Origin of the sequence: Schleiferia thermophila, assembly GCF_003337435.1 — a bacterium.
GTDB classification, from domain to species: Bacteria; Bacteroidota; Bacteroidia; order Flavobacteriales; family Schleiferiaceae; genus Schleiferia; species Schleiferia thermophila.
The window spans coordinates 706,166-732,720 of record NZ_QPJS01000001.1 but is presented as its reverse complement, the minus strand read 5'-3'; the positions used below and the strand labels follow the sequence as shown (position 1 = coordinate 732,720).

Sequence of the window (26,555 nt, the reverse complement as noted above, 5' to 3'; positions counted from 1 at the left end):
TACTTAATTTGGCCACGGAAAACCAAAGCCTCTGGCAAGTTCAAATGTCAGTAGGCCTTACATTTGAAACCTATTCATCTCTGGTGAATCGACTTCCAAACCAATCGAAGCATCTCAACTTGCTGATTTTCTTAGCCATTTACGCCGTTGGGCTGTCTGTATATTCCTTTATGTTTGACACTTTTGAAGGCGGGCGCGACAACTATGCGCATTTTTTTATATCCAAATATTCGTGGAAATATCCCCGTTTGCTGTTGGATCACTGGGGAAAACCTGCATTTACTCTGGTCAGTTCTCCTTTTGCACAAATTGGAATAAGATCCGTAGTGATAATGAATGTAATACTGTCCGCATTTACCGGATATATTCTCTTTAAAACCGCTATTAAGACCTATACGATCAGCAGCGCTTTTGCAGGATGTCTACTGCTCCTATTTTCTCCTTATTTCTTTGTTATTTCCGCATCGGCAATGACAGAAATGATGGCATCCACTGTAATTGCTTTAGTTCTCTACTTTGTAGCCAACAAAAGATTTACGGCAGCCTCCATTGTTTTCTCATCACTTGTTCTGATTCGCACTGAAACCTTTGTGTTTTATCCTTTGATTATTGCATTTTTCATCTACCATAAAAAATATACGGATATTCCGTATTTATTTTTATTTCCGACGCTTTACACGATAGCCGGATTTTTTTACTACAATGATCCGTTGTGGCTGATTTCAAAAAGTCCGTATAGGGGAAGCGTAGATGTGTACGGGACAGGGTCCATCCTGCACTTTGTCAAAAACCTTCCGGTCCTCATTGGCTGGCCCTTTTTACTGATCTTGACGGCATCGATCCTTTGGTTCATCGTAAATCGCATTCAAAAAAAGAAGCTGAAAGAGGAACCATTGCTTTTATTAGCCAATGGCCTCTGGATGTTACATTTAGCCGCACATAGCTACGCTTACTGGAGAGGCGGACACGCTTCCATGGGACTTCTGAGGGTATTTGTGCCGGTGATTCCTGCCATGGCTATGGTTGCTACTGCCGGCATTCACCATATGCTAAGAAAACCTCGATGCCTGAAAAGCCAACTGCGAGGAAAAATTGCCCTTATGGTGCTGAGTATGGCTCAAATTGCCCAACCCTGGATCCACCTGCCCATTCCATATCGATACGATGAGGCGGACAAAGCCATGCTTGCAGCCCTGGATTGGTATCAACAACACAATTCATCTGAAAGAAAGCTGTATTACTACGATCTGTTGATTCCTTATTATTTAAACCTCAACCCATTTGACACTACTGTGTGCGTGGAAAAATTCGATTTCAAGGAACCGAGTTTCAACGGAGAGAACATGGTGCTATACGATACGAGATTTGGTGCCATTGAAGGAATGAGTAATCCAAAGGATTTTCTTTACCATCCGAACTTACAATTAATACAATATTTCGCACCTAAAATTACGGAAAAAACCTTCAATGGATCCGACTATGAAATTTTCCTGTTTAAAACGTTGAACGAAAAAAATTCGGTAGATAATATTCGGACTTTAGACAGTCTAAAAACCCACAAATACAAAAACAAAATTCCATTGTTTTCAAATCCCTTTTTTGCCTATGGCCAGGACGAATTTTTTGAAATTTTTAATGCCGATATTTCAGAAATGATATCTGGAAAAACGTTCAATATTTTGCATATCAATGCCAAACTAAGAAACCTGTCCCGCACAGATGGTCTCGGCTTTTGTATCAGTGTGGAACAGGGGGGCGAAATCAAGGAGTTTATGTCTTTTCCGATGGATGAATGGATTGACAAGCGATATCGCGACCAGCTCCTAAGCGGGTTCAACGGATTTATCCTGAAAATCTTTATTTGGAATCAGCAGAAAAAAACGGTGGAAATAGAATTTGACAAACTTGAAGTATCTCTGGCTGAAAAAATTTACTGATTCAAATACAAAAGATTGACAAACAGCTTAAAAGCACCGGGATGACCTGAAGGCAATTGTCTGAAGAAGCTCAGCCCGGTATACACAAACTTCCCTTTGCCATATTCGGTAATGATCAATCCTCCAGACTGGGGATTTTCACCGGGATCGGCCCATGCCAATGGAGCCTGATAACGACTGTCAAAATTTTCAGCAAAATACAATCCGATTTCTTGATGCCAATTGGTCAGGTCTTCTTCGGTAATTCTATAAGGTGTGTTTAGTATTTTGTGGTCAGGAATTAGAATTTTGGATTGAGCCTTTTCATCCGTTACTCTTCCTCTGCCGATGGTGAAAGGATAAGGACCGGGATTTTGAATTTTCAAGTCTGAACCGCTTGTCTGATATTGAAGGATATAAGTGCCCCCTTCCTTTACATATTGCATCAGTAGTTCATGCAATTCTTCACTATTTTTTAGTGTATTATACAAACGTATTCCACCGATAATTACATCAAAGTTTTTAAAAGATATCATCGACGTATTTTCTGGTGAAATTTCAGAAACTTTAAATCCGGAATTTTTCAAAATCTGAAAAATTTCATCTCCAGAACCTTGTATGTATCCTATTCGGATTGGTTTGATTTTATCGTTTAACAGAGGGATAATTTTTACCGACAAGTCAGAAAAAAATACATCTTTATCGATGTGGTCGTATTCAATCCACTGATGTGTCAGCAAAGGGTTTCCAGTGTCCGCTGAATTTTGGCAGTATTGAAAAGAAATTTCTTCTGCCTCTGACCCAGTAATTTTTCCCTTTAATGGTATTCTATAGGTTTTTATTCCAATATTTTGGTCTAAAAATAGACTGTCTTGTTGCAACTGAATTTTGTCACTTTTTACAGCTTTGATCCATAAACTATCCAAAGCAGAAAATTGATTGAGATGTAATGACAAATCAAATTCATCATCAAAAACTTTGTAAATCGTCCGCTGGTGTATACTTCCGGTGATTTTTGGAAAAATTTTTACGTTCTGTATTTTTTCACCTTTTACCCGATCGTTGTATTTGAAAACAATTGGAATCTTTCGCCAAATTTCAGCTCCTTCCACTTCGACCTGCAAGTCAACGGCTAGCGGTGGGTCAAGACTTTTACCCGTGAAATTTTCGTCCGATAGATACAAATATTCTCCCTTATTTTTTAGCCAGAATGGCTGAGAGATACCTTCGTGAAAACGTTTTTTCATCGAAAAGGTCAGTTTCTGGCCCGGAAGTACCAGGCGATTTAGGACCCAGGTGGTATCACCGGTTTTAATCTGTCGCAGATATATCATTTCCCCGAATCTGTTCAGAAAAGTCAGTTGCAGGTCAGCCGTGTCTCCCGGGGTATAAACGGGTGACTGAACGACCCCTTCTGCATATATGCCGCTGCATAGCCAGATGAGCTCATCTATTTTTTTTGACAAATCGGTAAGAAAGGGCTCCGGAACGCATTGTCTTATCGCCTTTTTAAACTCATTGAGTTTGTAAATTGAGAGATTTGGCCTTTCGTGGTTGAAGGTGGTGGCTATTGCTTTGGCCTGTCTGTTGAGCGCTGGACACCCCCAACGGCCATAACCAGTATCAAGGTTTTCGAACAAATCGCGATAGGATGATGGCCCGCTTTCGAGTTGCAGATATTCGGTGATTTCTCCCCGGCTGGCCGGTATTCCGAAACCTTGACTTTTGTGCTGGCTACGGGAATAGGCCGACAGCTCCCCGCTTTCTGCACCCAGATACGGATAGAAATCGCCCACATTTATTTTGAGAAGTTTTCCTTTACCCACTTGTGCAGTATCCAGATCCTTAATCCACCAAACAGAAGTATTCCAATATAAACGCGTTGGCTGCCAAATGCCATATTTTGCTACAGAACCGGAATCATAACCCGGATCATTGGCCAGGTCAAAAGCCCTCAAGGCCAAATGTGCAGATGCAGAATGATGCCCATGGCCGGCTCTGGCATCGGGTGGAAAGCGATTGATCATTACATCTGGCTTAAACATCCGGATTATCTGGACTACATCTTTCAGTACACTGTCTTCATTCCAAAGTTGGAGGCTTTCCTCCATGCTTTTGGAATAGCCAAAGTCGCGTGCCCGGGTAAAAAATTGCAGTCCACCATCGATTTTTCTGGCTTTGAGCAATTCATGAGTTCTGATGACTCCGAGCGCATCTCCCATTTCGCTTCCGATTAGATTTTGGCCTCCCTCCCCACGGGTGAGCGACAGATAGGCCACGGTTACCTTCCTGGAATTCGCCAGCCAGGTAATCATTCTCGTATTTTCATCATCAGGATGTGCCGCTATGTAAAGAACCCTTGCCGTATTCTGCAACTTCTCAATTTCGTGCAAAATCTCAGAAGAAGGCTTGTTGCTAAAGTATTGACCAGAAACCCTAATTGAAAGAAGTAAAAAGAAAATTGAAATTCTATGTATGTACATTTTTCAAAGTTATGTTTGTGTAAAATTTCCCAAACTCAATCGGTACAGGCAAAAATGAATAAAAGTTTACTTTTCTCAGGCATATTGATGCTGATGATGACCGGTGTACAGGCTCAAAGAGGTTTTATCGAACTCACCCACGGCAAATTTGAATACGAAAACAATCAAAACAAAACTCAAATCTGGAGCGAAAAACCCGATGAACTGGTCAATGGCAAGTTTTACAGACTGGTGATCTTTAGCCAGATACCCGATCAGAAAGCCATAGACGAGATTAAATCTCTGGGTATAAACTTTCTGGAATATGTCCCACGAAACGCTTATATCATTTCCGTAAAATCCGGTAGCCGCATTCAGAAACTTTTTCAATATGGCGCGGTAGTCATTACACCCGTTCCTTATGAACTAAAAGTCAGCCGCGAAGTATATTTCAACGAATTTCCAACTTATACCTTTGTCACGGATAAGCTGATAGAAAGCGTCATAGTTCCTTTCAGGGATTTACCTGTCGGCTTGTTTGAAGCGATGATTTCAGAAAAAGTTCACAGAATCATTCGCGTTAACCAACAAAATCAACTCATTGAAGCCATTATCAGCACTGAAGATATTCCGGCCTTGGCTGCACTACCTGGTGTCATGTTTATTCAGCAAGCCGAGCCACCCGGAGAACCCGAAAACAAATTTGCCCGCGAAAACCATAGAGTACAAAACGTAAACCACGGCAGACTGATTCCCTCCGGATACACAGGCGAAGGAGTAGTAGTGGGTATTGGCGACGACGGCGCTATAGGCCCACATGCCGACTACAAAGGCAGGCTACAGCAGCCCTTCGCCACGGCCAGTACAGGCAATCACGGCGATCATGTAGCAGGCACCGTATTTGGCGCCGGAAATGTAAATCCTCAGGGCATGGGCATGGCACCGGGAGCTGAAGTCTTCTATCGCACCTATCCAGGAAACCTGCAAAACATCATTACCGACTATAACCAACACAACGTCCGTATCACCAATTCTTCCTATTCCGATGGCTGCAATACCGGCTACACCAACAATGCCCGCAATATGGACATCCAAACCCGCCAGTTGCCGGGTCTGATACATGTCTTCTCGGCCGGCAACAACGGCACTCAAAACTGCAACTTCATCACCGGATGGGGCAACATAACAGGAGGCCACAAACAAGCAAAAAATGTAATTGCCGTTGGCAACATCAACGCTCTTGACTCTATAAACAGCTCCAGCAGCCGTGGTCCAGCCCGGGACGGCCGCATAAAACCGGAAGTCGTGGCCAATGGCACTCAGGTTTTCTCTACCATAGACCCACATACGTATGCTTCATTTACAGGGACTTCCATGGCCTCACCAGGCACAGCTGGTACTCTGGCCACCATCTACCATGCCTACAAAACGCTCTACAATCAAGAACCCAACAGCGCTCTGATAAAGGCTCATTTAATGAACACAGCCGATGACCTGGGCAACAGAGGGCCTGACTTCCGATACGGCTTTGGCCGCATCAACGCAAGAAGAGCCATCCAGGCCATCGAAAACAATTGGAACTTCACCGACTCCATATCTCAAAACCAAACCCGCACATTTACCATCGAAGTCCCTGCCAATGTGGCTCAATTGAAAATTATGCTCTACTACCACGACCGGGAAGCGGTCGCCAACGCAGCCACCACCCTTGTCAACGACCTGGACATGGTCGTGAGCCAGGGCTCCACCACTTATCTGCCGCTCATCCTCAATCCGGCACCCAATGTGGCTGCCCTGACAAGTGCAGCAGTGCCCGGGGTAGATAGCATCAACAATGTCGAGCAAATCGTCATTGATACTCCTTCCCAGGGCCTTTACACCATCACCATCACGGGAAAATCCGTACCCTTTCCGGCTCAGCAGTTCTATGTTGTTTACGACATCATCAATCCAGTACCTGTGCTGGCTAACCCCAACGGACCGGAAATCTCCTGGGAACCCGGCAGCCAGCAAATCATCCGTTGGGAAGCACCCGCATCCACACAAAATTTTCAACTGCACTATTCTCTAGACTCCGGTACAACCTGGGTGCCGATCAATACCAACATTCCACCTGCAACCCGCAGGATACAATGGACAGTACCTTCTAATCTCTTCGGCCACTTGTGGATTCGCCTTACAAGAGGTTCGCAACAGGTAGTATCTACCCATCCGGTCCATGTAATTGGCACTCCCCAAAACATCACCATAAACAAAGCCTGCCCCGATACTGTGACCCTCACCTGGGATGCCGTAGCCAATGCCCAAGGATACTACATCACCCGATTAGGGCAGAAATACATGGAAATTTACGATACCGTCGTAGGCCAGACCACCACCATTGCCCATCTTACAGGACTTAGCTTCACTAATGAAGAATGGCTAAGTGTGATGGCTTACGGCCCCAACGGCCTTACAGGAAACAGAGGTGTAGCAGCCTTGAAAAATCCCGGTCTATTCAACTGCACCGTAAACAAAGATTTGGCCATCACGGATATTTTTAACCTACCTAATGGATACATACCTTCCTGCATAGTCTCCGATAGTCTCCAGCCTGTCGTGCAAATTAGTAATCTGGCGAACGACTTCTTCACCAGTGCTGTGGTATCACTAATGATCAACAATTCTACGGTCCTGACCGATACCCTAACCAGTGGTCTGCCGGGTCCAGGTACCAGCATCCTTCATACCTTTTCCTCAAAAATTTTAATGCCAAACAGCCCTGTTGTTACCTTCAAAGCAATTGTAAAAGGTGCAGGCGACCAAAACTCCATCAACGATACCCTGGAACTGATCTCAGGAGTATACACCGTAGGTGCTTTGTCAATTCCAAATACTACACACTTCGACACCGACTCCCTGTGCAGCGACCAGGCCGACTGTGAGCTCACTATTTGCGACGTCAACATCTGGAAAAACCTGACCAATACCCTACAGGACCAAATCGACTGGCGCGTACACAGTGGCAGCACACCCACTGCTAATACTGGCCCCACCGGCGATGTCAGCCTCAACGGAGCCGGTCAGTACATCTACCTAGAAGCCACCAGCTGTGCCAATCAAACAGCCATACTCTCCTCACCATGCTTCAGCATTACCAATCTCACACTACCGGAGCTCTCCTTCTGGTACCATATGTTTGGAGCAGCCATGGGTTCGTTAGAAGTCCAGATTCTCGATAGCCTCAGGTGGACCACCATATGGCAGCGCTCCGGTAATCAGGGAAACTCCTGGTTAAATGCCCGTATCAACCTGACACCTTATCTCGGCCGTCAAATAGCCATCCGATTTATTGGCATCACAGGCGGCAATACATCCGATATCGCCCTCGATTTTATTGAAATTCGTCAGAATACCCTACCCCCCACTCCTGATTTCACCCCATCAGCCGCAGTCACCTGCCCCCAAACGCCCGTCACACTCATTGACCAAAGCACAGGTACCCCCACACAATGGCAGTGGAGCATTACTCCCCCGACCTTCACCCTTGTAGGCAATTCCACCCTTAACGACCAAAACCCCGTCGTGGCCTTCACACAACTGGGCACATACACCGTCACACTCATCGCCTCCAACGCCAACGGGTCTGACAGCATCACCAAATCCAACATCATCCAGGTAACCGCCGGTCAGAATCTGCCCTTCAACCAAAACTTCCAGCCACAAATATTCCCGCCAGCCGGCTGGTCCCTCGAAAACCCCGACAACGGCATTACCTGGAACCGACAGGCAGGCACACCGCACAGCACCGGCAACGCATCTGCCCGCATGACCTTCTTCAACTACACCGTAATAGGCGAAGAAGATTACCTCATCCTGCCCCTGATTTCCCTGATCAGCACTTCCCAACCCGCCCTGCTCTTCGATGTAGCCTATGCGCAATTCCCCAACTTTTCCGATACACTGGAAGTAGAAGGCTCTGCCAGTTGCACAGCCCCTGCATTTACCACCCTCTACAAAAAAGGCGGGACCCAACTGGCCACGGTCAGCCCCCAGACCACCCAATTCACCCCTACCGCAGCCCAGTGGCGCACCGATACCGTCCTGCTCACCCAGTTTGCCGGCAATCCCGTCCGACTGCGGTTCAAAACCATCAATGGATACGGCAACAATCTCTATATCACCAACGTACGCATCATCGACCTTGGTCAGCAGCCACCGGTAGCCTCCTTTACCATACAGACCCCCGCTACCAGCCACATCTGCAAAGGCGACACCGTCATCTTCTCCGACAATAGCCAAAACAATCCCACCAGCCTCAGCTGGAACTTCGGCATCGGAGCCTTCCCAGGCAGCGCCACAGGTCCAGGCCCCCATACCGTCGTCTACAATATATCCGGCCCCAAAACCATTACCCTAACAGCCACCAATTCAGCCGGCACCTCCACCGCCACCCAAAACCTGACCATCTTCACTGAACCCATCGCCGGCACCAACCTCTCCACCACCTACGACACCCTCTTATATACCGCCAACATTACCGGCTCATACGACTCCCTGCTCTGGAGCTTCGGCGATGGCAACACCTCAAAGCTCCTCAGCGGCACACACACCTACACCACCGGCGGAACCTATAACGTCACCCTCACCGTATTCCATTCCTGTGGCACCCTCACCACTACCTCACAAGTTACCGTTTCCGGCCTCGAAACCTCAGAATTCACCAACCGCGGATTCGACATCTTCCCAAATCCCAACTCCGGCGAGTTCACACTCAAAATGCACGGCTCCCTGGTAGCTTCACACCTCAAGATTACCGACATCACCGGACGAATAGTCTACACACAAAGCCTCGAAGCTCGTCAGCACATACATCTGTCATTGAACCACCTGTCCGCAGGCAGCTACATGATTTCCATCGCCGATGAAAACGGAAGCAAAATCACCAAGACATTGATTATCAATAAGTAAAAAGAACTAACTCCTTTCAAAGCTTTGCGCCACTCACCAGCGCGAAGCTTTTTTGTTTTTGGGCGCCTCCCCCGGCCGCTTCCTCTGGCGGCCGGGGGCCGGTCTGCGGCTTCTATTCACCTTGCAGATCGGGTGTGGCACATGGGCTGCGGTGGCTTGCTGCCGCTCCGCCTCCTCGCCCGTGTGCCACACACCCGCCTGCTGCGGCTCATATCCGCCTACGCCCTGGCGCAAAACCACGTGCCCACCCAAAAATCTCCCAAACCCTATTGCAAAGCTCCCAATGCCTTACCCATGCTGCAGCACATAGAAAAACCTCATTTTTCCAAACCGGAAAAAACGCGAAATCCCTCCCGCCCCATCACCTTGCCGGTCAACGATTTAAGCATCTTCAGCACATTGCCTTCAATCCTCCATCCAATCCGCTATCACAGCCAGTTCCCGCTGAAAAGTTTGGAAACTACAATCCGTACAGAATCGTCAGCCTCATCAAAGAAATATTTCCAACTGCTCCGCAGGGTCCTGAAACCACACCAGAACCCATCGCTACACTTTAAATATCAGCCTTTACACCCACCGACTGCTCGTAATGAATTCACCACTTTCTGATTGCTCCCACCGCAGGTCGCCTACTCTGGCCGGGATCTACAGATAAGCAGGGCTATTGCCCTTTAGTTTGCGAATCAGGCCAGACCTCCCTTGGCGCAGGCCTTCACATTCGCCCCTAAGCTGACAAATCCTAAATTCTGGAGGCAAAGGCGATGGTTAGCAAACTGAAGCCAGAAATCCTAGCTCGGATGAGTTGCTGATAGCATCGCTCCACTGTAGCACCGGTAGTTACTATGTCGTCCACAAGTATGCAATGCCTTCCCTCTACAAGTTCAGGTCTGGAGAGATGATACATTTCTTTTAGGGTAATCCAGCGCATTACCCTCGTTTTTTTCGTCAGGGTCCCAGCGTAGCGTTTTCTCACCAATGCACCAGTGCAGACCGGAATTCCCGAATATTCAGACAATCCTTTTGCATATTCTTCCGCCTGATTGTAGCCGCGCTTTTTTTGCTTTTGGATGTGCAAGGGCACGGGTATCAACAGCGACTCCTTCGGAAAGCGAAGTGCATTGTGTTCCACCAGCAGCCGTGCATGCATGCGTCCGAGATATCGTCCTAGTTCAGGATTGTTTCTGTATTTCAGTTCATGAAGGAGACTCTGAATCAGAGTGTGCTTGTAAAAGTAGAAGAGAAAATGCGCACCAGCTATTGGCACCCTGCCCTTCAAAACGTCCACCAATTGATTGGATGTAAGGTTGTAATCGCGGTTTAGACCCGATTGTGTCTCGCACCTGAAACAATAATACCTCTCCGCCTGCGACAGCTCCACACCGCAGTGAACACAACATCTGGGATACACCACTTCAGCTAAATCGCTCCACAGGACTTTTGAAAAGTCGGCCATGAGAATAGCTGATTTACCGCAAACTTATCGAGGCTCCAGCAACGCCACAGGAATTACCATTTCTTCAAGCGAAATACCGCCGTGCTGATACGTATTTCGGTAGTAGCGCACATAGTGGTTGTAGTTATTCGGGTAGGCAAAGAAGTCGTTTTCACCGGCAAAAACATAATGGGTATTTACACCCGTACGTGGCAGGTGAAAGTCCTCCGGATTTTTCACCTCCAGAACTTCCTTTGGATTGTACGACATATTGCGCCCGGCCTTGTAGCGAAGGTTGGTGGTCAATTCGCGCTCCCCGACGATTTTGATGGGATTCTGAACATTGATGGTCCCGTGATCCGTAGTGATCAGCACCGGAATCCTGCGCTCAGCACAAAAGCGCATGATCTCATACAGCGGTGAGTGGATAAACCATGTACGGGTCAGGCTTCGATAGGCCTTGTCGTTGTCAGCCAGCTCCTTAATGACTTCCATTTCGGTTTTGGAGTGGCTGAGCATGTCCACAAAGTTGTAAACTACCACATTAAGGTCATTGTCGGCCAGGCTTTTTACATTGTCCACAAACTTGCGGGCAAAAGCCAGTTGAGAAATTTTGGCGTAATTCCATTTGAGATTTCCAAGCCCATAGCGCTTGAGATTTTCACCCAAGAAATATTCCTCAAACTGATTTTTCGTTTCTTCATCGCCGTCGTCAAACCAGCGATCGGGATACCGGCGTTTGATTTCCGAAGGCATCAGTCCGGCAAACATCGAATTGCGGGCATATTGAGTAGCTGTGGGCAATATGGACGAATACAGCTTTTCGGATACCGTCACAAACTGAGAAGCCAGATCCGACTCTATGACCTTCCACTGGTCGTAGCGAAGGTTGTCGATGACTATGGCAAAGAGCTTACGACCTTCCTTCAGCAGAGGAAACAGTTCACGGGCAAAAAGCTGAGGTGATAAGGTGGGTGCATCGTCCGAACCTTTGAGCCAATGCTGATAGTTTTTCGTTATAAACTTGAAAAATAGAGCATTGGCTTCCTTTTTTTGTGTATCGAGCAGCTCGCGAAAAGTCGCATTTTCCACATGGTCGAGACTGAGGTCCCACCGGATAAGCTCGCGGTAAATGGCCGACCAGTCGCCGAAGGTCGAAGCCATGTTGATCTCCATGGCAAGCTGCCGAAACTCACTTTGGTAGTCGGTAGCTGTCTTTTCATTCACCAGCTTTTTCTGTTCTGTGATTTTTTTGATGGAAAGCAGCAGCTGACTTGGATTCACTGGCTTGATCAGATAGTCGGCGATCTGTGAGCCGATGGCTTCTTCCATGATACGCTCTTCTTCGCTTTTGGTTACCATCACCACCGGGATGTTGCGGTTGATTTTTTTTATGCGTACAAGTGTATCAATCCCAGATAGCCCAGGCATATTTTCATCCAGAAATACCAGACTGTAGTGGGTGTCCTGTATCATATCAAGGGCATCTGTCCCGTTGGTGGCCGTATCAATTTTATAACCTTTTCTTTCAAGAAATATAATGTGTGGCTTTAGCAGGTCTATTTCGTCATCAGCCCAGAGAATGCGCGTGTTTTCCATATTTTTGTTCGGTATGTAATCGTAAATGAGTTTCTTCAAAAATAAAACCAAGATCATAAACGATCCCATTTATGGGTTCATTGTGATTCAAAGCCCGCTTCTTTTGCGAATTATTGATCATCCTAACTTTCAGCGCCTGAGGCGAATCAGTCAGACGGCTCTGACCTACCTGGTGTTTCCCGGGGCTACGCACACGCGATTTCACCATGCACTCGGCGCCATGCACCTGACGCAAAAAGCCATTGAAACGCTTCGCCGGAAAGGAGTTGAAATCACAATGGATGAAGAAGAAGCTACCCTGGCTGCCATCTTGCTGCACGATATCGGGCACGGCCCTTTTTCTCATACGCTTGAGAAATGTCTCTTGACCGTAGGCCATGAAGATCTTTCACGGATCATCATGGAGAGGCTGAATCTTGAGTTTGAGTACGCACTATCCATGGCCCTGCGGATTTTCAGAGACCAGTACCCAAAGCGGTTTCTGTATCAGCTGGTGAGCAGTCAGCTCGATATGGACAGACTCGATTACCTGCGTCGCGACAGTTTTTACACTGGTGTGCACGAGGGTATGGTCAATTCCGAGCGGCTTATCACCATGCTGAATGTATACAACAATGAGTTGGTTATTGATGCTAAAGGCATTTACAGCGTGGAAAAATTTCTGATTGCCCGCCGGCTGATGTATTGGCAGGTATATTTGCACAAGACAGTACTTTCGGCCGAATTTCTGCTGCAAAAAATTTTTGAGCGCGCCAGGCAGCGCTTCCGCGACGGACATCAGATCAAGGCCCATAGGGCACTGGAAGCATTGATGCGACGGGATGTCACCCTCCAAATGCTGCGCGAAGACCCCGTTTGGATAAACATCTTCACTTCTCTCGACGATACCGACATCTGGTCGGTCATCAAGCTGTGGAGCACCGATATGGATCCCGTTCTTTCCGGATTGTGCATGCGGTTACTGGATAGAAAACTGCTCAAAATCAAGCTTCAAGAAAAGCAGTTCCCCCCCAAATACCTCGAGGCTGTACGCAGATTGGTCCAAAGTGTCCTCCAATGCGAATCCCAGGAAGCCGAACATCTCGTATTTTCCGGCAAAGTAGAAAACAAAGCTTACGATCAGGAACAACCCTCCATTCGCTTGCTTATGCCTGACGGGACTTGCATTCCGATCGAACAGCACCCTGACTTCATCCGAATTGAAGCGCTCACCGAGCTAAAAGAACGCTATTTTATCTGCTATCCGGAGATATCCGGCATTATGGACGGTAAAAAACTGCCGGTTTTTATGTCTTGAATCTCTGTTTTTTAAAAAAAGTGCTGTCCCAACTGCCAATCCGGTTCATTCCATTCATATAAAGCTGTAATCTTCCTTCCTCATCCATCTATGTACCTCTGGAATACCTTCCATGTCAAGGAAGCAGCTATCGGATAAAAAAGTAGCAATCTTTATCCGCAAGGGCTCTTTTTTTGTTTTTTATAACCTTGCACTACAGTCATTCTCACTATCTTAATAATTACTTCAATTATTGCAGAAAATCTTTTATTTACTTTAAAATGGATTACTTTGTGTACCTGTTTCTCTTACAAAATCGCAATCAATCCTTGTATCAGGTGTTTACGACCTTTGGCAAAAGGTTTTGGCTTTTTGAATCAGTTTGTTCTGAATTAGTGTCTTTTTTAGTGGGATTTCAGCAGAGTTGTTGTTTTGATAAAAGTTATAATCTTGTTTTTCAATTAGGTAAGGTAACAGGTTTTTTCTTTTCATCATCAAAAAAAAACCGGGCAATTGCCCGGCTTTTGTCAATTTTTGCGTTTTGATTTCAGATAGCCCGCTGCGGCACCTGCCGCCAGAAGAAGCCCGATGGCTCCGTCAATGGGCACCGGTCCACTGGGAGGGTTAGGCTGTGCATAAATAAAGAGTGGAAAGGAAAGTAGTATGATCAGCAAATTCAAAGACTTTTTCATATCCAGAATTTTTAGAAAATTAATAATAGATGAATTTAACGGTTTTAGATTGTGCGACACTCTCTACAGAAAGCAAGTAAACTCCTTTTGGCAAGGATGGCAGCACTATTTCATTCGTAGAACCAGAGGCTATATCAATGCGATAGGATGCGATGATCCTTCCACTAAGGTCGGAAATTTTTACTGTAGACTGGCCTAAGTGTTCTAATCCTCGTATATAGGCTACTCCATCATATACCCAAGCGTTAAATTTATTGGCTTCCATTTCAGGCGTACCTATTTGGCTCTTATTGAAGTGTAGCACAAATCGATCCGGATTGTTTGCCGGATTGTGGACGAAAGTGTAATCGGCATTGTTGAGCAGTGCAAAGTTGTTCATTATTTTATCCTCCAGCAGCACACTGATGGACGGGTCAAAGTTGTCCTTATTTTTGATGGAAATGGTGTAGGTACCCGCTTGTGTACCTTGAAACCCAACGGGCTCTGAGCGATATCCTGAAAGTTCGGGTAATTGATTTATGATTAACTTTCTGCCCTCCCTATACGTAAAAATATTGGGATAATTGTTTGTATTCATCTTCTTTTCAGCATCTTCACTAAGCAGATACTGCTCATTTCCGCCTTGACTAAAAGTGATGTACAGGTTATCTTCCTTATCGGTTGAATTGTTCTTCACGAGGATATTCACCTCAGATTTTCCACTTTGAGGTTTACTCAGCAAGATGTTCTGACTGGTTATTCTTCTGGTTCTTTCAAATGATATGCTGGATGGTCCTATGGTATCCCTCCGGACAAATCCTGCTTGCATGGGTGTCCAGTATCTGGCTTCTGGATCTCCGGTTCCATCGGTGTTAAAAGTTTTGTAGGAACCATCTCTGTATACCCACACATTGAAATGAGAAGACCCAATAGTCTGTCCATTCCAATCGTAGGTAGCAGGCCATGGATTGGCGATCAGATTCCATCCATCGTTTGGACTAGTACCCCCATAAGTGAGACTGATGGAGAAATCACTGGCACCGCTGGTGACTGAACCATACACATCGATTTTTCCTGGAAGAACCCTGGTAAAAGGTCCGTAGGATCCATTCATCCCTATCCAGGTGACGTAGCCTCTTCCAACCACAAAGTTATCAGAAATCGATGCAGGCGCTGACCACTGCCCATTGGAGGCATCCCAATTCCATATGGTCCCCTGGTTGGAGTTGGCGGCTACCATTGTTGCAGAGCCTTCAATTAGACTATCTAGCCTTGCTGATGATGTAGGTGAGCCTAAGTAAATCCACCTTCCTTCAGTGGCCAGACCTGTGATGTATTGAGAAGTAACCACTTGGCCAGAGGCTGTCGAGTTGTGTATCAGCTGACCTACTCCTGAAGAAGATGCTTTTAGCGTAATGGTGCCGCTATTTGAAAGGGTTCCTGTAACTTCCAATACCGCACCTTCATCTACCTCCACTTGTGCTCCGGAAGCAATTGTTAGATTGTTCAACGTTTGATTTGTACTGATTCTGAGCGTACCTCCATTTACGGTCACATTAGCAGTATTAGGCAGGGTACCACCGCCGGTTCTGTTCAATCGCAAGGTTCCAGCTTCTACTGTGGTACTTCCGGTATATGTATTCGCTCCTGTCAAAGTTAAAACTCCGTTTCCTGATTTTGATAAACTCCCGGAACCCGATAGGTTTCTTGAATAGGTAAATGAAGAATCAGCTGGGACATTAAAATCTCCTGAATTTGATAAAGATAAACTATCGTAATAAGGTTGTCTATTGGCATTATTATCATTCATTCTTCCTATATAAAACACAAATCCTGCAATTTCTCCAGCAATGGTAACTGTTTGATCGAAGTTGGGGTCTGAGGTACTTCTTGGAGTGGCCATAATCCGATACGTTTGATTTCCCACCTTTACTATTTTAAAGTTCATCGCATTAGTTCCATATGTAGTGAATAAATCTCCACCTGACCCTGCTCCAGGCCTTGACCAGGTAATAGTGGACGAACCGCCCATGTTAAAATTCAATACGACGGTACCTGATGAATTTATTAAATCAATACCTTTAAATCCATTTGAGTTATCTGCATCCCAATTTAACCCCATCTGAAATTTAAGTGTATCCCCAAATTGCATAGGGGAAGATGAAGAAAAGTATCTTGTCGCTTTTGCCTCATTGCCGACATAATTAGGGTTTCCGAATAGTCCAAAAGATTGGGTGCTCATACCTGATATACCTCCGGATGAGGGATTTCCAATAAAATGTCCTGCAAAACCTCCGGAAGGTACAGCTGTAAGTGACCAGCTATTAAACCCACTTCCTTCGTTAGAACCATTGGTCCATGACTGATAATTATCACCTATATCGAAAGCAAGTTGAAATTGACAGAAAATTAAAAACGGCGTATTGCCGATGATTAAAAACAATAACAGTTTTTTCATATCACAAAATTTAGTGTCAAAAATACACTAACCGATATTTCTTACAAAAAAATTAAAAAAAAATATCGACGGCCTAACAAAAAAAACGTACAGATTCACAAGATTTTACCAGATATGGAGCTGAATAGACAGAAGGCCTGATGAGAAATTGGCGCGTTGAATATATCGGTTGTATCACGGACACACGCACCAGTGACCATACCATCAAGTCAAGAGGTCGCGTAGGGCAGATTCGAGATCTGGAAATTCAAAGGTGAAACCTTCGTTGAGCAATCGACGAGGGATCACAGCGCTGCCACGTAGTGTGATGCTGGACATATCGCCCAATGCCAGGCGCAGTAAAGGAGCCGGTACCGGTGGCATAAAAAAGGGTTTTCGCAGCACTCGGGCGAGGGTTTTCATCAGCGTCGCATTGCTGACGGGGTTGGGCGCGGTCGCGTTGTAAATGCCGGTAAAGTCGGCCTTAACGACAGCCATCAGGTAAATATTTACCAGATCGTGCAGGTGAATCCAACTGACGATTTGCCTGCCGGAGCCCAAAGGTGATCCTAAACCCAACCTGGTAGGAAACAGCATCTGTTTCAGAGCACCGCCACTTGGATGAAGTACTACGCCTGTACGGATTTTTGCTACAGAAATACCATGTTGAGCATATTCGTCAGCAGCAGCTTCCCAAAGTTTTACAATCTCAGCGGGAAAATCGTTGCCATGTGGACCAGATTCGTCGTAGATACCGTCTTCGTTTTGGGGATAGATGCCGATGGCAGAGGCGGTAATGTACTTGACCAATCCGTGTTGAAGGGCACCTTCCAGCAACAAACGCGCGCCTAACACGCGGGAGTCAATGATGCTCCTGCGCGCCGATGGTGTCCATCGCCGTGCGATGGAAGTACCGGCCAGATGTACTATGGTGTGGATGTTTTCAAAGACCCGCTGGTCGATTTGCCTCTTTTCCGGATTCCAGCGAAAGGTATGTTCATCAGCAGGTCGGGAGGTAGTGAGTGTGCGTACGGTGTAGCCGTAACTTCTGAGGCGTGGTATCAGGGCTGTACCCACCAGGCCTGTAGCTCCCGTTACTAAGATTGTTCTCGACATACCTTATCAATCGGTCTTTTGCCGTAAAAGTTTTTATTCAAGCAATTTTTGGGCTTCGTTGATGATTTTCTGACGGGTAGCATCGCTGACAGGCCAGAGAGGCATTCGCAGATGCTCACGAATAATTCCCAGATGTGCCAGCAGTGCTTTGATACCTCCCGGATTGCCTTCGGCAAAGAGCAGGCGGGTGATTTCAAAAAGCTGGTAATGTTTTTCACGTGCCTGGGCAAGGTCTCCATTCAGGGCATCGCGCACCATCTGGGAAAAGATTTTCGGAAAACCCTGACCGGATACACTGATTACACCATCGCCACCAAGGGCTATGATGGGCAGGGTGAGATTGTCATCGCCGGAGAGTACCAAAAAGCCTTTATTCCGACCTTGGATTATAGCCATGATTTGCTCCAGATTGCCGGAGGCTTCCTTCACCGCTACAATGTTGCTGCAATCGGACTGCAGCCGCAGAGTCGTTTCGGCTGCGATGTTGGAAGAGGTGCGACCCGGTACATTGTACACGATGATGGGCAGTGGAGAAGCTTCTGACAAGGCTTTGTAATGATGGTAGATCCCTTCTTGTGTGGGTTTGTTGTAGTATGGGGATACCGACAGTATAGCTGCGACACCGGCCGATTCGAAGGTTTTGAGTTGTTTTACGACTTTACTGGTATCGTTGCCACCGATGCCAAATACAACCGGTACGCGGTTGTTGCTTTCTTCCAGTGCTATTTGCAGCAGTCTGAGTTTCTCTTCTTCGGTGGTAGTGGGGCTTTCGCCGGTCGTGCCATTGACGACCAGATATTCCACTCCGCCGTTGATTACGTAATTAATCAAGTTTCTAAATGCAGCCTCGTCTATCCGGCCGTCTGCATCGAAGGGTGTAATCAGAGCTACACCTGTACCTTTTAGTTCATTCATTAGAATCGGACTTTTTGAATGCAGTGAATAAATGATGTGATGGAATCCGGGTCATTGCTTTGGGGTGAAAAGTGAACCTGTGCTTTTTTCGTTTGTAAATTTCCCCAGTACAACAGTGTATTTTTTGCAGCTAATTTTTCAATGACTTTAAGCAGAAATTTACTTTCTGAAAACAGTACAATCGTACAATTCTTTAAAGCATTTAATCCGGTTTTTCTGAGAAATAATGCCGGAAACATTCTGTCGAGCCAGGAGATTTTTTCTTTCGATGCATTTGTAACCACACTGTCTTTTGCGATGCAATACGCAGAGATTCGTATGCCCTGAATAGCTGGATGGGAAATGAACTCTCCCGCTTGTAAACTACTCTCATCTGAGTAGATGACAAATGTGCGAAAAGAATGCAACAGAGGTATTGGTGCAAATTCAGATTTGGATTGTACAATGTGCATGATGCTAAAGTTTCATGTATGACCAATAGACTTTTATTCCGGCATATCGGTCAGCAATATACGATTCGCCTATGGTAAATCCTGAGGTTTTATTGGTTAGCATGTTGTTGAGGAATATTTCGATACCGTAAGAATAATCTTTAGCCGTGCGAAATCGATATCCCACTCCCGTGTACCATCCGGTTGAAAAATATGTATATGGAAAAAATTGAAAATCCTGAGTAAAATCTGCTACGTTGTCAAGCCTTGTTTGAAAAACATTGATCGATGGACAAAATTTCAGATACGGGGTTGAGGGGTTTTTTCGGTAATACTTTCCATAAGACCTGAAATTTACCTCTATGGTAGGCAAAAGCTCGATATTGGAAATAGAAGCCTTCCACAGATTCTGGTCAGAGAGCTTATACTCATTTCTGAGGTGGATGTATCCGGCCTCAATACCCACATGTATGCGGTTAAAAAACGAATTTTTCAGTACAAATCCAAAACCTGGTGATGGATGAAAGGCAAATCTTCCATTACTTAGAAAACCTGAATGTACCTGAGTGGAAATATAAAGGCCTGCAGACCAGTATCTCAGAGAAGTCTGTCCGTATGACGACGATATCAGAATACACGTGAGAAAGCTTGCCAGGCATAGTATATTTTTCATTTGATATTCAAATGTTTACCAAAGTAATACTTCGATACAATGACCCGGAATCCTCCGTACACATCGTTAAAACTCTTCAATCGGGTATCGAGAAAACCATCAATGTAGTCGATATTGGTCAGGTGAAGAACAGCTTCCAGGGAAATGGAATACTTGTATTTTGTTCTCAGCTTAATGCCACCTCCCGCAAAATATTTGAGAAAGAAATAAGATTTGTCGTACAATTCGATAAACGGTGCTTCGAAACTGGAAGGGTCTGCAATAGTTGGGCTTACTACGCCCAATCCGGCGCCAAACTTGGCATAAGGTGCCCATCTGGTTTTGTAGAAATGCTTTCCAAATTTTCGGGAGATGATTTCACCTACCAAATTAGCCTGAACAAGATGCGATGTAAAGATGCGAGGTTTGGCTACATTCCGGTGGTTGCCTTCGTTGGCGTAAAGGTTTTTGTAGGTGGTTTCAAGACCCATAAGTACTATTGGACTAAAGGCCCTGTACAATCCTACTCCCAATTCCGGGCGCATTTCTCTAAAAATGTTTAGGGGATTTGCATAGTTGGGGGTAAGGTCGCCTGAGTAATTTCCAACTCCTGCAATTAAACCAACCTGAGAATACCTATAATGAGATTTTTGTGCATAGGTTTGAAAAAAAAGCAAAATTGAAAAGCCAAACAGCCACTTTTTCATATCAGAAAACCAATTTTGAAATACCAAAAATGATTGAGACATATCGATCGTTTTTTTTGACTGCAAGGCTGTTGTCTACGAAACCATCCATTTTATCTGTTCCTGTGATGTGCGAGGTAAACTGTAGGAACAATGTGGTGTGGTAACCAATTCTGGTTTTTACTCCATAGCCATAAAAAAGATTGTAACTGCCATAGGTATAGGGATGCAGCACGATGGATTCAGGCAGATCTATGGTATTTTGTCCACGGCTTCCGGCTATCAGACCTCCACCACCTGCTTTGATGTAAGGCGTAATTTTATTCTCCCAGTGCCATTTGCCATATCTGAGAAACATCCATTCAAATGAAAAATTTAAATCAAAGCTCTCAGTGTAAACTTCCCAGTTTCTTGTAAGACGACCATAGTCTGCATCACGGATGGTTGAATTTCCATAACCAGCTTCAAAACCAAAATTAAACCAAGGTACAGGATTCTGGCGAAGATGTACCACAATCCGTGGCCCGGCTTCTTTTATAAAATTTCCGACTGAAAAATTTTCATTTAGATCTCCTCTGTAATGATATACTCCCAGGCCGATTCCATATTCCCAATATCGGGTTTTTTGTGCTTTGGCGGTGAGTAGTAGGTTGAATGCCAGAAAAATAAATGTGAGTTTATAATATTTTCGTAGATATTGCATATCAATAATTTATTTAGGATCTCTTACAAAAACAAAAGTAGTTTCATTTGATAATTCTTCGTTGTATTTGTAATTCTCCAGATCAAAAGCCATAATCCCCTCTGGAGAAGAAATCTGATATAAGGCAATATATCTGACCATCAACCCTCTAGCTCTTTTCAGGAAGATATTTACGGGTCTGTATTTTCCTTTTACCTTATCAAGAAAGGTCGCCGTGTATACTGGTTTCTCTACCTTGCTAAAATCAATGGCAGATGCGTATTCATTTGAGGCGAGATTTAGAATGAAATCATCGTTGGTAGAAGTCAAAAATTCAGTGATTGGGCGTTTCCAAAAGTGATACAAATCCGGAAAAGAGTCGATAGAGATTTTAGTACCCATTTCCAGTCGGTAAGGCAACATCTTGTCCCAAGCCCGTAAAATTCCATACAAACCACTCAAAATCAAAATTTTGTCATTTAAATACTCTAAAGCCTCAACAGAAAGACTATTCACATCCAATCCTCTGTAGACATCACCGAAGAAGGTAAAAAGGGCTGGTGTGCCTTTTTCCAAAAGGCGCTCCACGGACCACTGCTGATTTCTCCGGTAATTGAGCTCTGCGAGCTTGGAATTAATTTCGTGCAGTGAGGCCAGCTCTGCCGGAGAGAGGGATTTTAATTTTTCCTGGATGATTTTGCTTTGTCCCAAAAAAAATGGGACACTTTCTCCCTTTAATGAGAGATTTTCGTTTAGATTTTTGCTGGGCGAAAGTAAAATTTTCAAGATTTACAAAATTGAAAAGGCAAAAGTATAGCTTTCGGTATTTAGGCACTTATTTTGACTTGGCAAATTGGCCAAAAAGTTTTTTCAAAATCATTGTACTATTTTAATGAAACAACAATTACTACGATACGGAATTTACTTCATCGTCTCGATAGCGTTGGCAGCGTGCAGCGGATCTAAAAGATATTACAAATTAGGACAGCAACTCGAACAAGGTGGCCTGATCGCCGAGGCTGTAAACCACTACATGGAGGCTTTGCGCAGAAATCCAAGCAATGTAAAAGCAAAAATAGCCCTGTCAAATACTGGCCGAATATATTTAGAGCAGATCCTTTCTGAATTTTATACTGCACATACAGCCGGCGATCATGAACGCGCTGTAATGCGCTATCACAGTGCAATGAGATTGGACAGAGACATGAAAAATCTAGGTGTAAATTCTTCAATTTCTGAGCATTACAGGCAATTGTACCAACAAAGTGAGCGCATCTACATACAGCGCGTACTCGACAGAGCAGAAGAGCTATTGGGTGAGGATAAATTCAGAGATGCAGAAGCAGAACTCAATAAATTGGCCGAACTCAACATCAGCAATGAAGAATTTCAGAATCTTCGCAGTCTGGCTAAAGCAGAGCCAATCTATAGAAATGCATTAAAAGCCTACAATGAAGGTAGATTTAGAACAGCTTACTATGCATTTAATGATGTGGAAAGCATAAGACCCGGTTATAGAGATGCACGGCAGATGCGCGATCTTTCACAAGAAAAAGCCCTCTTTGTTATTGCCGTGATGCCAGTGGAAACATCAACCTCGGCAACTGGTAGAGAACAGTATGTGATCAACGCCATCATCAATCAAATTCTCAGAGCCAACAACCCCTTCATCAGGATAGTAGATCGGCAAAGAACCGAAGTCATATTAAAAGAACGTACCCAAACACTGCTCACAGCTGTTCGTTCCACGAGAGAAACCGGCGAGCTATTGGGTGCCAATGCATTGCTCTTTTGCAAAATTTCAGACTGGCGCGCTGTGGAAGGACCTCTGCAGAGAGAGTTAAGGCCAGGTTATCTGGGCAGGGAAGTAAAAGTCCGAAATCAAGAAGGAGTGGAAGAGACGACAATTGAATTTTCTAAAGTGCAATACCCCGTATTTCAAAGAGAAAACGAAGTCAGATGTACCTTCTCCTTCCAATTAATAAGTGCAGAGACCGGAGAAATATTGGTTTCCGATTCATTTGAAAGCCGTCATTCCGATAGGGTAGTATACGCGGTTTTTCAAGGAGATAGCCGTTTGCTCTATCCCGGATACTGGCAACATATCAACAAGGCCCATCCATCTGACCGAGTCGATAACAATCCCCGGGCTAAAAGAGAACTTGACCAACTGCTCAGAGCCCGACAAACAGTTGCTGATATTCAAACCTTACAAGAACGCCTTCTTCAAAACCTCAGCTCCAGAGTAGCCAATGCGATCATCGCTTACAACCCCGAAAAATGAAAAAACGCATTACAGTATTGGTCATCACTGCACTCTTTACATCCTGTATTTCAAAACAAAAGACTGCTGAAAATCAGGTGCGTCCAGCACCAGCATGGACACAATCGAAGCCAGTTGACCCCTTTTACTACCATGGAATCGGAGTAAGTACTAAATTGAGCAATCATGCCAACTTTGACTACAAGCAAATAGCTAAAAACAACGCCCTGAATGATCTGGCAAGCGAAATATCCGTTAGGGTAAATGCATCATCACTTCTGAGTCAAATAGAAATCAACAGACATGTAAGCGAATCGTTTATTGCCAACACTACGCTTACTTCCACGGAAGAGCTCGAAGGGTATGAACTCGTGGATGCCTATGAGAGTGAAACTCATTATTTTGTGTTTTACCGACTCTCCCGCGAAGAGCATGAAAGGAGAAAAGCTCTAAGACGAGAAAAAGCATTGGCAGCTGCAGCCGATCTGCTTACCACAGCCGAAGAATTCCGAAATCGAAAAGACGGCTATCAGGCATACATCATGTACATCAAATCGGTAGAAGCCATCAAAGAATTCTGGAACGAACCACTGGAATTTACCTATCAAGGCAATAGAATTTTTTTTGGCAATCATTTGATATCCCGAATTATAAGCTTTTTAAACGAGCTACAGATTCAGGCACCCTCTGGCACCGTCGCTGCTACCAGAGGAAGGCCAATAGATCAGGAGCTTTTAGAGATCATCGTTGTTTTAAATGGTATCCGACAGCCCTCCATACCAATTCGGCTTACCCTCACCGGCGGAAGAGTGCGTAATCCAAATGCTAAAACCAATACATCAGGGGCTGTATATCCTGATATTGGCCGAATACATTCAGCCAATCCACGGGAAAGACTCACCGCCGTGATCAATGTAGAGGCCTGGACTTCCGAAGCTACTTCAAATTTTCAGATCATTCAGCTGATGAACCAAATCCGACTGAGACCATTTACGCTGGATATTCTGGTCCAGAGCCCCTCATTTGTAGTGTTTTCTGACGAGCGGATGTTTGAAACCAAAATGAACACATCTCCGCTGGCTGATGTGTTAAAAGCTGAAATGATCAAAGATCAGTTTGTCATTCAACCCAACGGGAGAGATAGCGATTACATTATACATGTGGATGCTGATGTGGAGGATTCTGGTCAGATTAACCGTATGAGCAGCGCCAGTCTTAGTTTCCGAATTCAAATCGTGGACAAAGAGGGTCAATTAATATACAATCGCTTGGTCAAATCTATTAAAGGAATTCAAACCGATGCCCGGGGTGCTGCCTTGGATGCCTACAACAAAGCCGCCAGGCTGATCCAGCGGGAACTCTACCTTGAAATCAGACGTTCGTTTATCGAATGAGGGCAAAGTCGTCCTTCCAGCCGAATAAGGCAGTGCGAATCCCTACGGTAAACCAGTTAGACTGATAGGCATTGAATGAAGGATGCTCTTGCGAAAAGTTTTCTCCCCTGAAGAAGTAACTCGCTTCCAGTCTCATATTTACAATAGGTTGAAGGATAAAACCAACTCTGATAGAGGCTTGATAAATATTTCTTCTAGCGGGTGAACCAACAAAGTACCCCAATAAGCCGTTGCCCAAATCTTCATATGATCGTCGGATGTCATTCCCCCAATTGGCATCCGAGGTATCTGTTCCCCGAAAACCGAAATTTACTTTCGCCTGTACTTCCCACCTGTGGTAGGTGTAGTGTGTCATAAAGATGAATTCTTGAAAATTAGTTTCCCAAGGATGAGCAAGGGGAAGACCCAGATGCTCATAGTTTGAAATGGTACTGCGGTGTGAATACATAAAGGGCCTCGCTTGATTGAGTTCAGCCAACCAAAAGAGGTTTTTCACTCCAAAAGTCTCCGTATTTCTTACTCCCACTTGCCAGGCAAAAAAGTTGAGGAAGTGACCGGCTCGCAGGTTTCTGATGCCTTCAAAAGAAAAGTCGTCAAAGGCGACCTGAGTGTACACTTTGAGCCTCTTTTTCACTGCATAGGAAGCAGCCACCCCGATCATTGCATTTCCCATGTTAAATCCTCTATTGGCCTCCAAAGCTCTGTACAGAATTATCGGATTCAAATAGTTGATATCAAAACCCCGTTGAATTCCCATGGTATCGGAGCCAATGATCATGCTTTCAAAAAGGGAAAGGTTGAATCTTTTAGAGATGTTCCAGCTCAGATAGTGAATGGCTCCATATTTAGGTAAATATCGGCCTGAGGTCATATTGGCTCTTGTAATGTCACTCATTACAGTAAAAAGATTGATGTATCGAAATTTCCAAACATCGGTTTCAATTCTGAAAAATCCATACGGTATGGTATGATCGTCCAGAAATAAGGATCTGTACCCTTCTCCGAAAAAGTGATTGCCATGGCCGGCACTGAAATTGAAATACCGACCCGCATTGTATGCCACTTGTCCCACCGAGAAGGGGAAATCGAATCCAGTCCGACTATACCCCCTGTGAAGTGTCCAGCCCAATGCAGAGCCTTTGCTTCTGTAATATTCGTTAAAAAATTCGGACATATAGCCTTGTGACTCAATGAATGTAGTTTGAAATGTTATGTCTTTGCCAATACGTCCATCTACTACCACACCCCTGGAATTCAGATAGGTAGACCTGCTAGTGTACTTGTCACGTCCTATCATGAGGTTTAATACAGGATTTATGTAAAAACTGTAATCCACACCTTCCACAAAAATCAAATCTTCCCGCAGAAGTTTTCTATCTATCCAGTTGGCGGTTTTCTGCTGAAGGGGGGAATTTGGATTGCTGTTGTAGAATTGATGTAATTCACTTTTGTTGTTGGTCACAAAGCTCCTACGTTGAGGCCATATAGAGGAGTGTTGATTTTCAAGTGTGTCGAGCAAACGATACAGCATGACTTTAGTCTCCTGATTCATCGGATGAAATTCGTACCGGCCCTCTTGCACAGATTGAGCATGGGCACACAGCACAGAAACAGCAAATATCAGTGTGTACAGATTCCTGCTAATGACAAGAAAATTTTGGATGTAAAGAAAA

General features: G+C 44.9%; 19 protein-coding genes. 6 read left to right on the top strand and 13 right to left on the bottom strand.

Going from position 1 to position 26,555, the window contains the following annotated elements:
- Positions 1 to 8 precede the first annotated feature (8 nt).
- Positions 9 to 1,937, top strand: a complete 1,929-nt coding sequence (locus DES35_RS03105; RefSeq protein WP_114365750.1) for a hypothetical protein — start codon at positions 9 to 11, stop codon at positions 1,935 to 1,937.
- Here the strand turns inward: DES35_RS03105 and DES35_RS03100 are convergent.
- The gene (locus DES35_RS03100) at positions 1,931 to 4,399 is read right to left on the bottom strand and encodes a PIG-L family deacetylase (RefSeq protein WP_084180066.1); all 2,469 of its coding nucleotides are present in this window, start codon (positions 4,397 to 4,399) and stop codon (positions 1,931 to 1,933) included. The two genes, DES35_RS03105 and DES35_RS03100, sit on opposite strands and share 7 nt — an antisense overlap.
- Positions 4,400 to 4,453: 54 nt before the next feature.
- Between DES35_RS03100 and DES35_RS03095 the strand changes: the two genes are divergently transcribed.
- On the top strand, positions 4,454 to 9,328 hold the full coding sequence (locus tag DES35_RS03095) for a S8 family serine peptidase (protein WP_170125680.1): 4,875 nt from the start codon (positions 4,454 to 4,456) through the stop codon (positions 9,326 to 9,328).
- 269 nt (positions 9,329 to 9,597) lie between these two features.
- The gene (locus DES35_RS11400; RefSeq protein WP_125039357.1) at positions 9,598 to 9,885 is read left to right on the top strand and encodes a hypothetical protein; all 288 of its coding nucleotides are present in this window, start codon (positions 9,598 to 9,600) and stop codon (positions 9,883 to 9,885) included.
- 182 nt (positions 9,886 to 10,067) lie between these two features.
- On the opposite strand, the gene DES35_RS03085 is transcribed toward DES35_RS11400, so the two are convergent.
- Complete coding sequence (locus DES35_RS03085; protein WP_051889112.1) at positions 10,068 to 10,781, bottom strand: ComF family protein; 714 nt, start codon at positions 10,779 to 10,781, stop codon at positions 10,068 to 10,070.
- 24 nt (positions 10,782 to 10,805) lie between these two features.
- Positions 10,806 to 12,359, bottom strand: coding sequence for a T9SS response regulator signal transducer PorX (gene porX, locus DES35_RS03080; protein ID WP_037355965.1), 1,554 nt, complete (start codon positions 12,357 to 12,359; stop codon positions 10,806 to 10,808).
- Between the two features lie 103 nt (positions 12,360 to 12,462).
- Between porX and DES35_RS03075 the strand changes: the two genes are divergently transcribed.
- Positions 12,463 to 13,656: an HD domain-containing protein gene (locus DES35_RS03075; RefSeq protein ID WP_235183040.1), complete on the top strand. Its 1,194-nt coding sequence runs from the start codon at positions 12,463 to 12,465 to the stop codon at positions 13,654 to 13,656.
- 506 nt (positions 13,657 to 14,162) lie between these two features.
- On the opposite strand, the gene DES35_RS11490 is transcribed toward DES35_RS03075, so the two are convergent.
- From DES35_RS11490 to DES35_RS03030, 9 genes are all read right to left on the bottom strand, one after another.
- Positions 14,163 to 14,327, bottom strand: a complete 165-nt coding sequence (locus DES35_RS11490; RefSeq protein WP_160171938.1) for a PID-CTERM protein-sorting domain-containing protein — start codon at positions 14,325 to 14,327, stop codon at positions 14,163 to 14,165.
- Positions 14,328 to 14,346: 19 nt separating this feature from the next.
- Positions 14,347 to 16,764, bottom strand: a complete 2,418-nt coding sequence (locus tag DES35_RS03065; RefSeq protein WP_037355959.1) for a T9SS type A sorting domain-containing protein — start codon at positions 16,762 to 16,764, stop codon at positions 14,347 to 14,349.
- Positions 16,765 to 16,968: 204 nt separating this feature from the next.
- Positions 16,969 to 17,859 (bottom strand): TIGR01777 family oxidoreductase, encoded by an 891-nt coding sequence (locus DES35_RS03060; protein ID WP_037355957.1) that lies wholly within the window; start codon positions 17,857 to 17,859, stop codon positions 16,969 to 16,971.
- A 33-nt stretch (positions 17,860 to 17,892) separates the two neighbouring features.
- Positions 17,893 to 18,774, bottom strand: coding sequence for a 4-hydroxy-tetrahydrodipicolinate synthase (dapA, locus tag DES35_RS03055; RefSeq protein WP_037355954.1), 882 nt, complete (start codon positions 18,772 to 18,774; stop codon positions 17,893 to 17,895).
- Entirely contained in the window at positions 18,774 to 19,226 is a 453-nt protein-coding gene (locus tag DES35_RS03050) for a hypothetical protein (RefSeq protein WP_114365747.1), read from the bottom strand. Before DES35_RS03050 ends, dapA begins: the two co-directional genes overlap by 1 nt.
- Positions 19,227 to 19,230: 4 nt before the next feature.
- Complete coding sequence (locus tag DES35_RS03045) at positions 19,231 to 19,878, bottom strand: hypothetical protein (RefSeq protein ID WP_037355950.1); 648 nt, start codon at positions 19,876 to 19,878, stop codon at positions 19,231 to 19,233.
- A complete protein-coding gene (locus DES35_RS03040) occupies positions 19,875 to 20,564 on the bottom strand; it encodes a hypothetical protein (RefSeq protein WP_114365746.1) in 690 nt (229 codons plus the stop codon). The genes DES35_RS03045 and DES35_RS03040 overlap by 4 nt, the downstream gene beginning before the upstream one ends.
- A gap of 1 nt (position 20,565) precedes the next feature.
- The gene (locus DES35_RS03035; RefSeq protein WP_114365745.1) at positions 20,566 to 21,246 is read right to left on the bottom strand and encodes a hypothetical protein; all 681 of its coding nucleotides are present in this window, start codon (positions 21,244 to 21,246) and stop codon (positions 20,566 to 20,568) included.
- Positions 21,247 to 21,255: 9 nt separating this feature from the next.
- A complete protein-coding gene (locus DES35_RS03030; protein ID WP_170125679.1) occupies positions 21,256 to 22,011 on the bottom strand; it encodes a YaaA family protein in 756 nt (251 codons plus the stop codon).
- 106 nt (positions 22,012 to 22,117) lie between these two features.
- On the opposite strand from DES35_RS03030, the gene DES35_RS03025 reads away from it, so the two are divergent.
- Positions 22,118 to 23,509 (top strand): tetratricopeptide repeat protein, encoded by a 1,392-nt coding sequence (locus DES35_RS03025; protein ID WP_037355934.1) that lies wholly within the window; start codon positions 22,118 to 22,120, stop codon positions 23,507 to 23,509.
- Complete coding sequence (locus tag DES35_RS03020; protein ID WP_114365743.1) at positions 23,506 to 24,882, top strand: LPP20 family lipoprotein; 1,377 nt, start codon at positions 23,506 to 23,508, stop codon at positions 24,880 to 24,882. The genes DES35_RS03025 and DES35_RS03020 overlap by 4 nt, the downstream gene beginning before the upstream one ends.
- Here the strand turns inward: DES35_RS03020 and DES35_RS03015 are convergent.
- Complete coding sequence (locus DES35_RS03015) at positions 24,872 to 26,434, bottom strand: hypothetical protein (protein WP_125039358.1); 1,563 nt, start codon at positions 26,432 to 26,434, stop codon at positions 24,872 to 24,874. The two genes, DES35_RS03020 and DES35_RS03015, sit on opposite strands and share 11 nt — an antisense overlap.
- Positions 26,435 to 26,555 lie beyond the last annotated feature (121 nt).

What these genes read in the sequence shown, in the direction of transcription:
- DES35_RS11490 (WP_160171938.1), bottom strand. Translation starts at nt 14,327, where the DNA reads ATGAAAAAGTCTTTGAATTTGCTGATCATACTACTTTCCTTTCCACTC.
- DES35_RS03040 (WP_114365746.1), bottom strand. Translation starts at nt 20,564, where the DNA reads ATGAAAAAGTGGCTGTTTGGCTTTTCAATTTTGCTTTTTTTTCAAACC.
- DES35_RS03015 (WP_125039358.1), bottom strand. Translation starts at nt 26,434, where the DNA reads ATGAATCAGGAGACTAAAGTCATGCTGTATCGTTTGCTCGACACACTT.
- DES35_RS03060 (WP_037355957.1), bottom strand. Translation starts at nt 17,859, where the DNA reads ATGTCGAGAACAATCTTAGTAACGGGAGCTACAGGCCTGGTGGGTACA.
- DES35_RS03085 (WP_051889112.1), bottom strand. Translation starts at nt 10,781, where the DNA reads ATGGCCGACTTTTCAAAAGTCCTGTGGAGCGATTTAGCTGAAGTGGTG.
- DES35_RS03025 (WP_037355934.1), top strand. Translation starts at nt 22,118, where the DNA reads ATGAAACAACAATTACTACGATACGGAATTTACTTCATCGTCTCGATA.
- DES35_RS03050 (WP_114365747.1), bottom strand. Translation starts at nt 19,226, where the DNA reads ATGCACATTGTACAATCCAAATCTGAATTTGCACCAATACCTCTGTTG.
- DES35_RS03020 (WP_114365743.1), top strand. Translation starts at nt 23,506, where the DNA reads ATGAAAAAACGCATTACAGTATTGGTCATCACTGCACTCTTTACATCC.
- dapA (WP_037355954.1), bottom strand. Translation starts at nt 18,774, where the DNA reads ATGAATGAACTAAAAGGTACAGGTGTAGCTCTGATTACACCCTTCGAT.
- DES35_RS03045 (WP_037355950.1), bottom strand. Translation starts at nt 19,878, where the DNA reads ATGAAAAATATACTATGCCTGGCAAGCTTTCTCACGTGTATTCTGATA.
- DES35_RS03065 (WP_037355959.1), bottom strand. Translation starts at nt 16,764, where the DNA reads ATGAAAAAACTGTTATTGTTTTTAATCATCGGCAATACGCCGTTTTTA.
- DES35_RS03095 (WP_170125680.1), top strand. Translation starts at nt 4,454, where the DNA reads ATGAATAAAAGTTTACTTTTCTCAGGCATATTGATGCTGATGATGACC.
- porX (WP_037355965.1), bottom strand. Translation starts at nt 12,359, where the DNA reads ATGGAAAACACGCGCATTCTCTGGGCTGATGACGAAATAGACCTGCTA.
- DES35_RS03100 (WP_084180066.1), bottom strand. Translation starts at nt 4,399, where the DNA reads ATGTACATACATAGAATTTCAATTTTCTTTTTACTTCTTTCAATTAGG.
- DES35_RS03035 (WP_114365745.1), bottom strand. Translation starts at nt 21,246, where the DNA reads ATGCAATATCTACGAAAATATTATAAACTCACATTTATTTTTCTGGCA.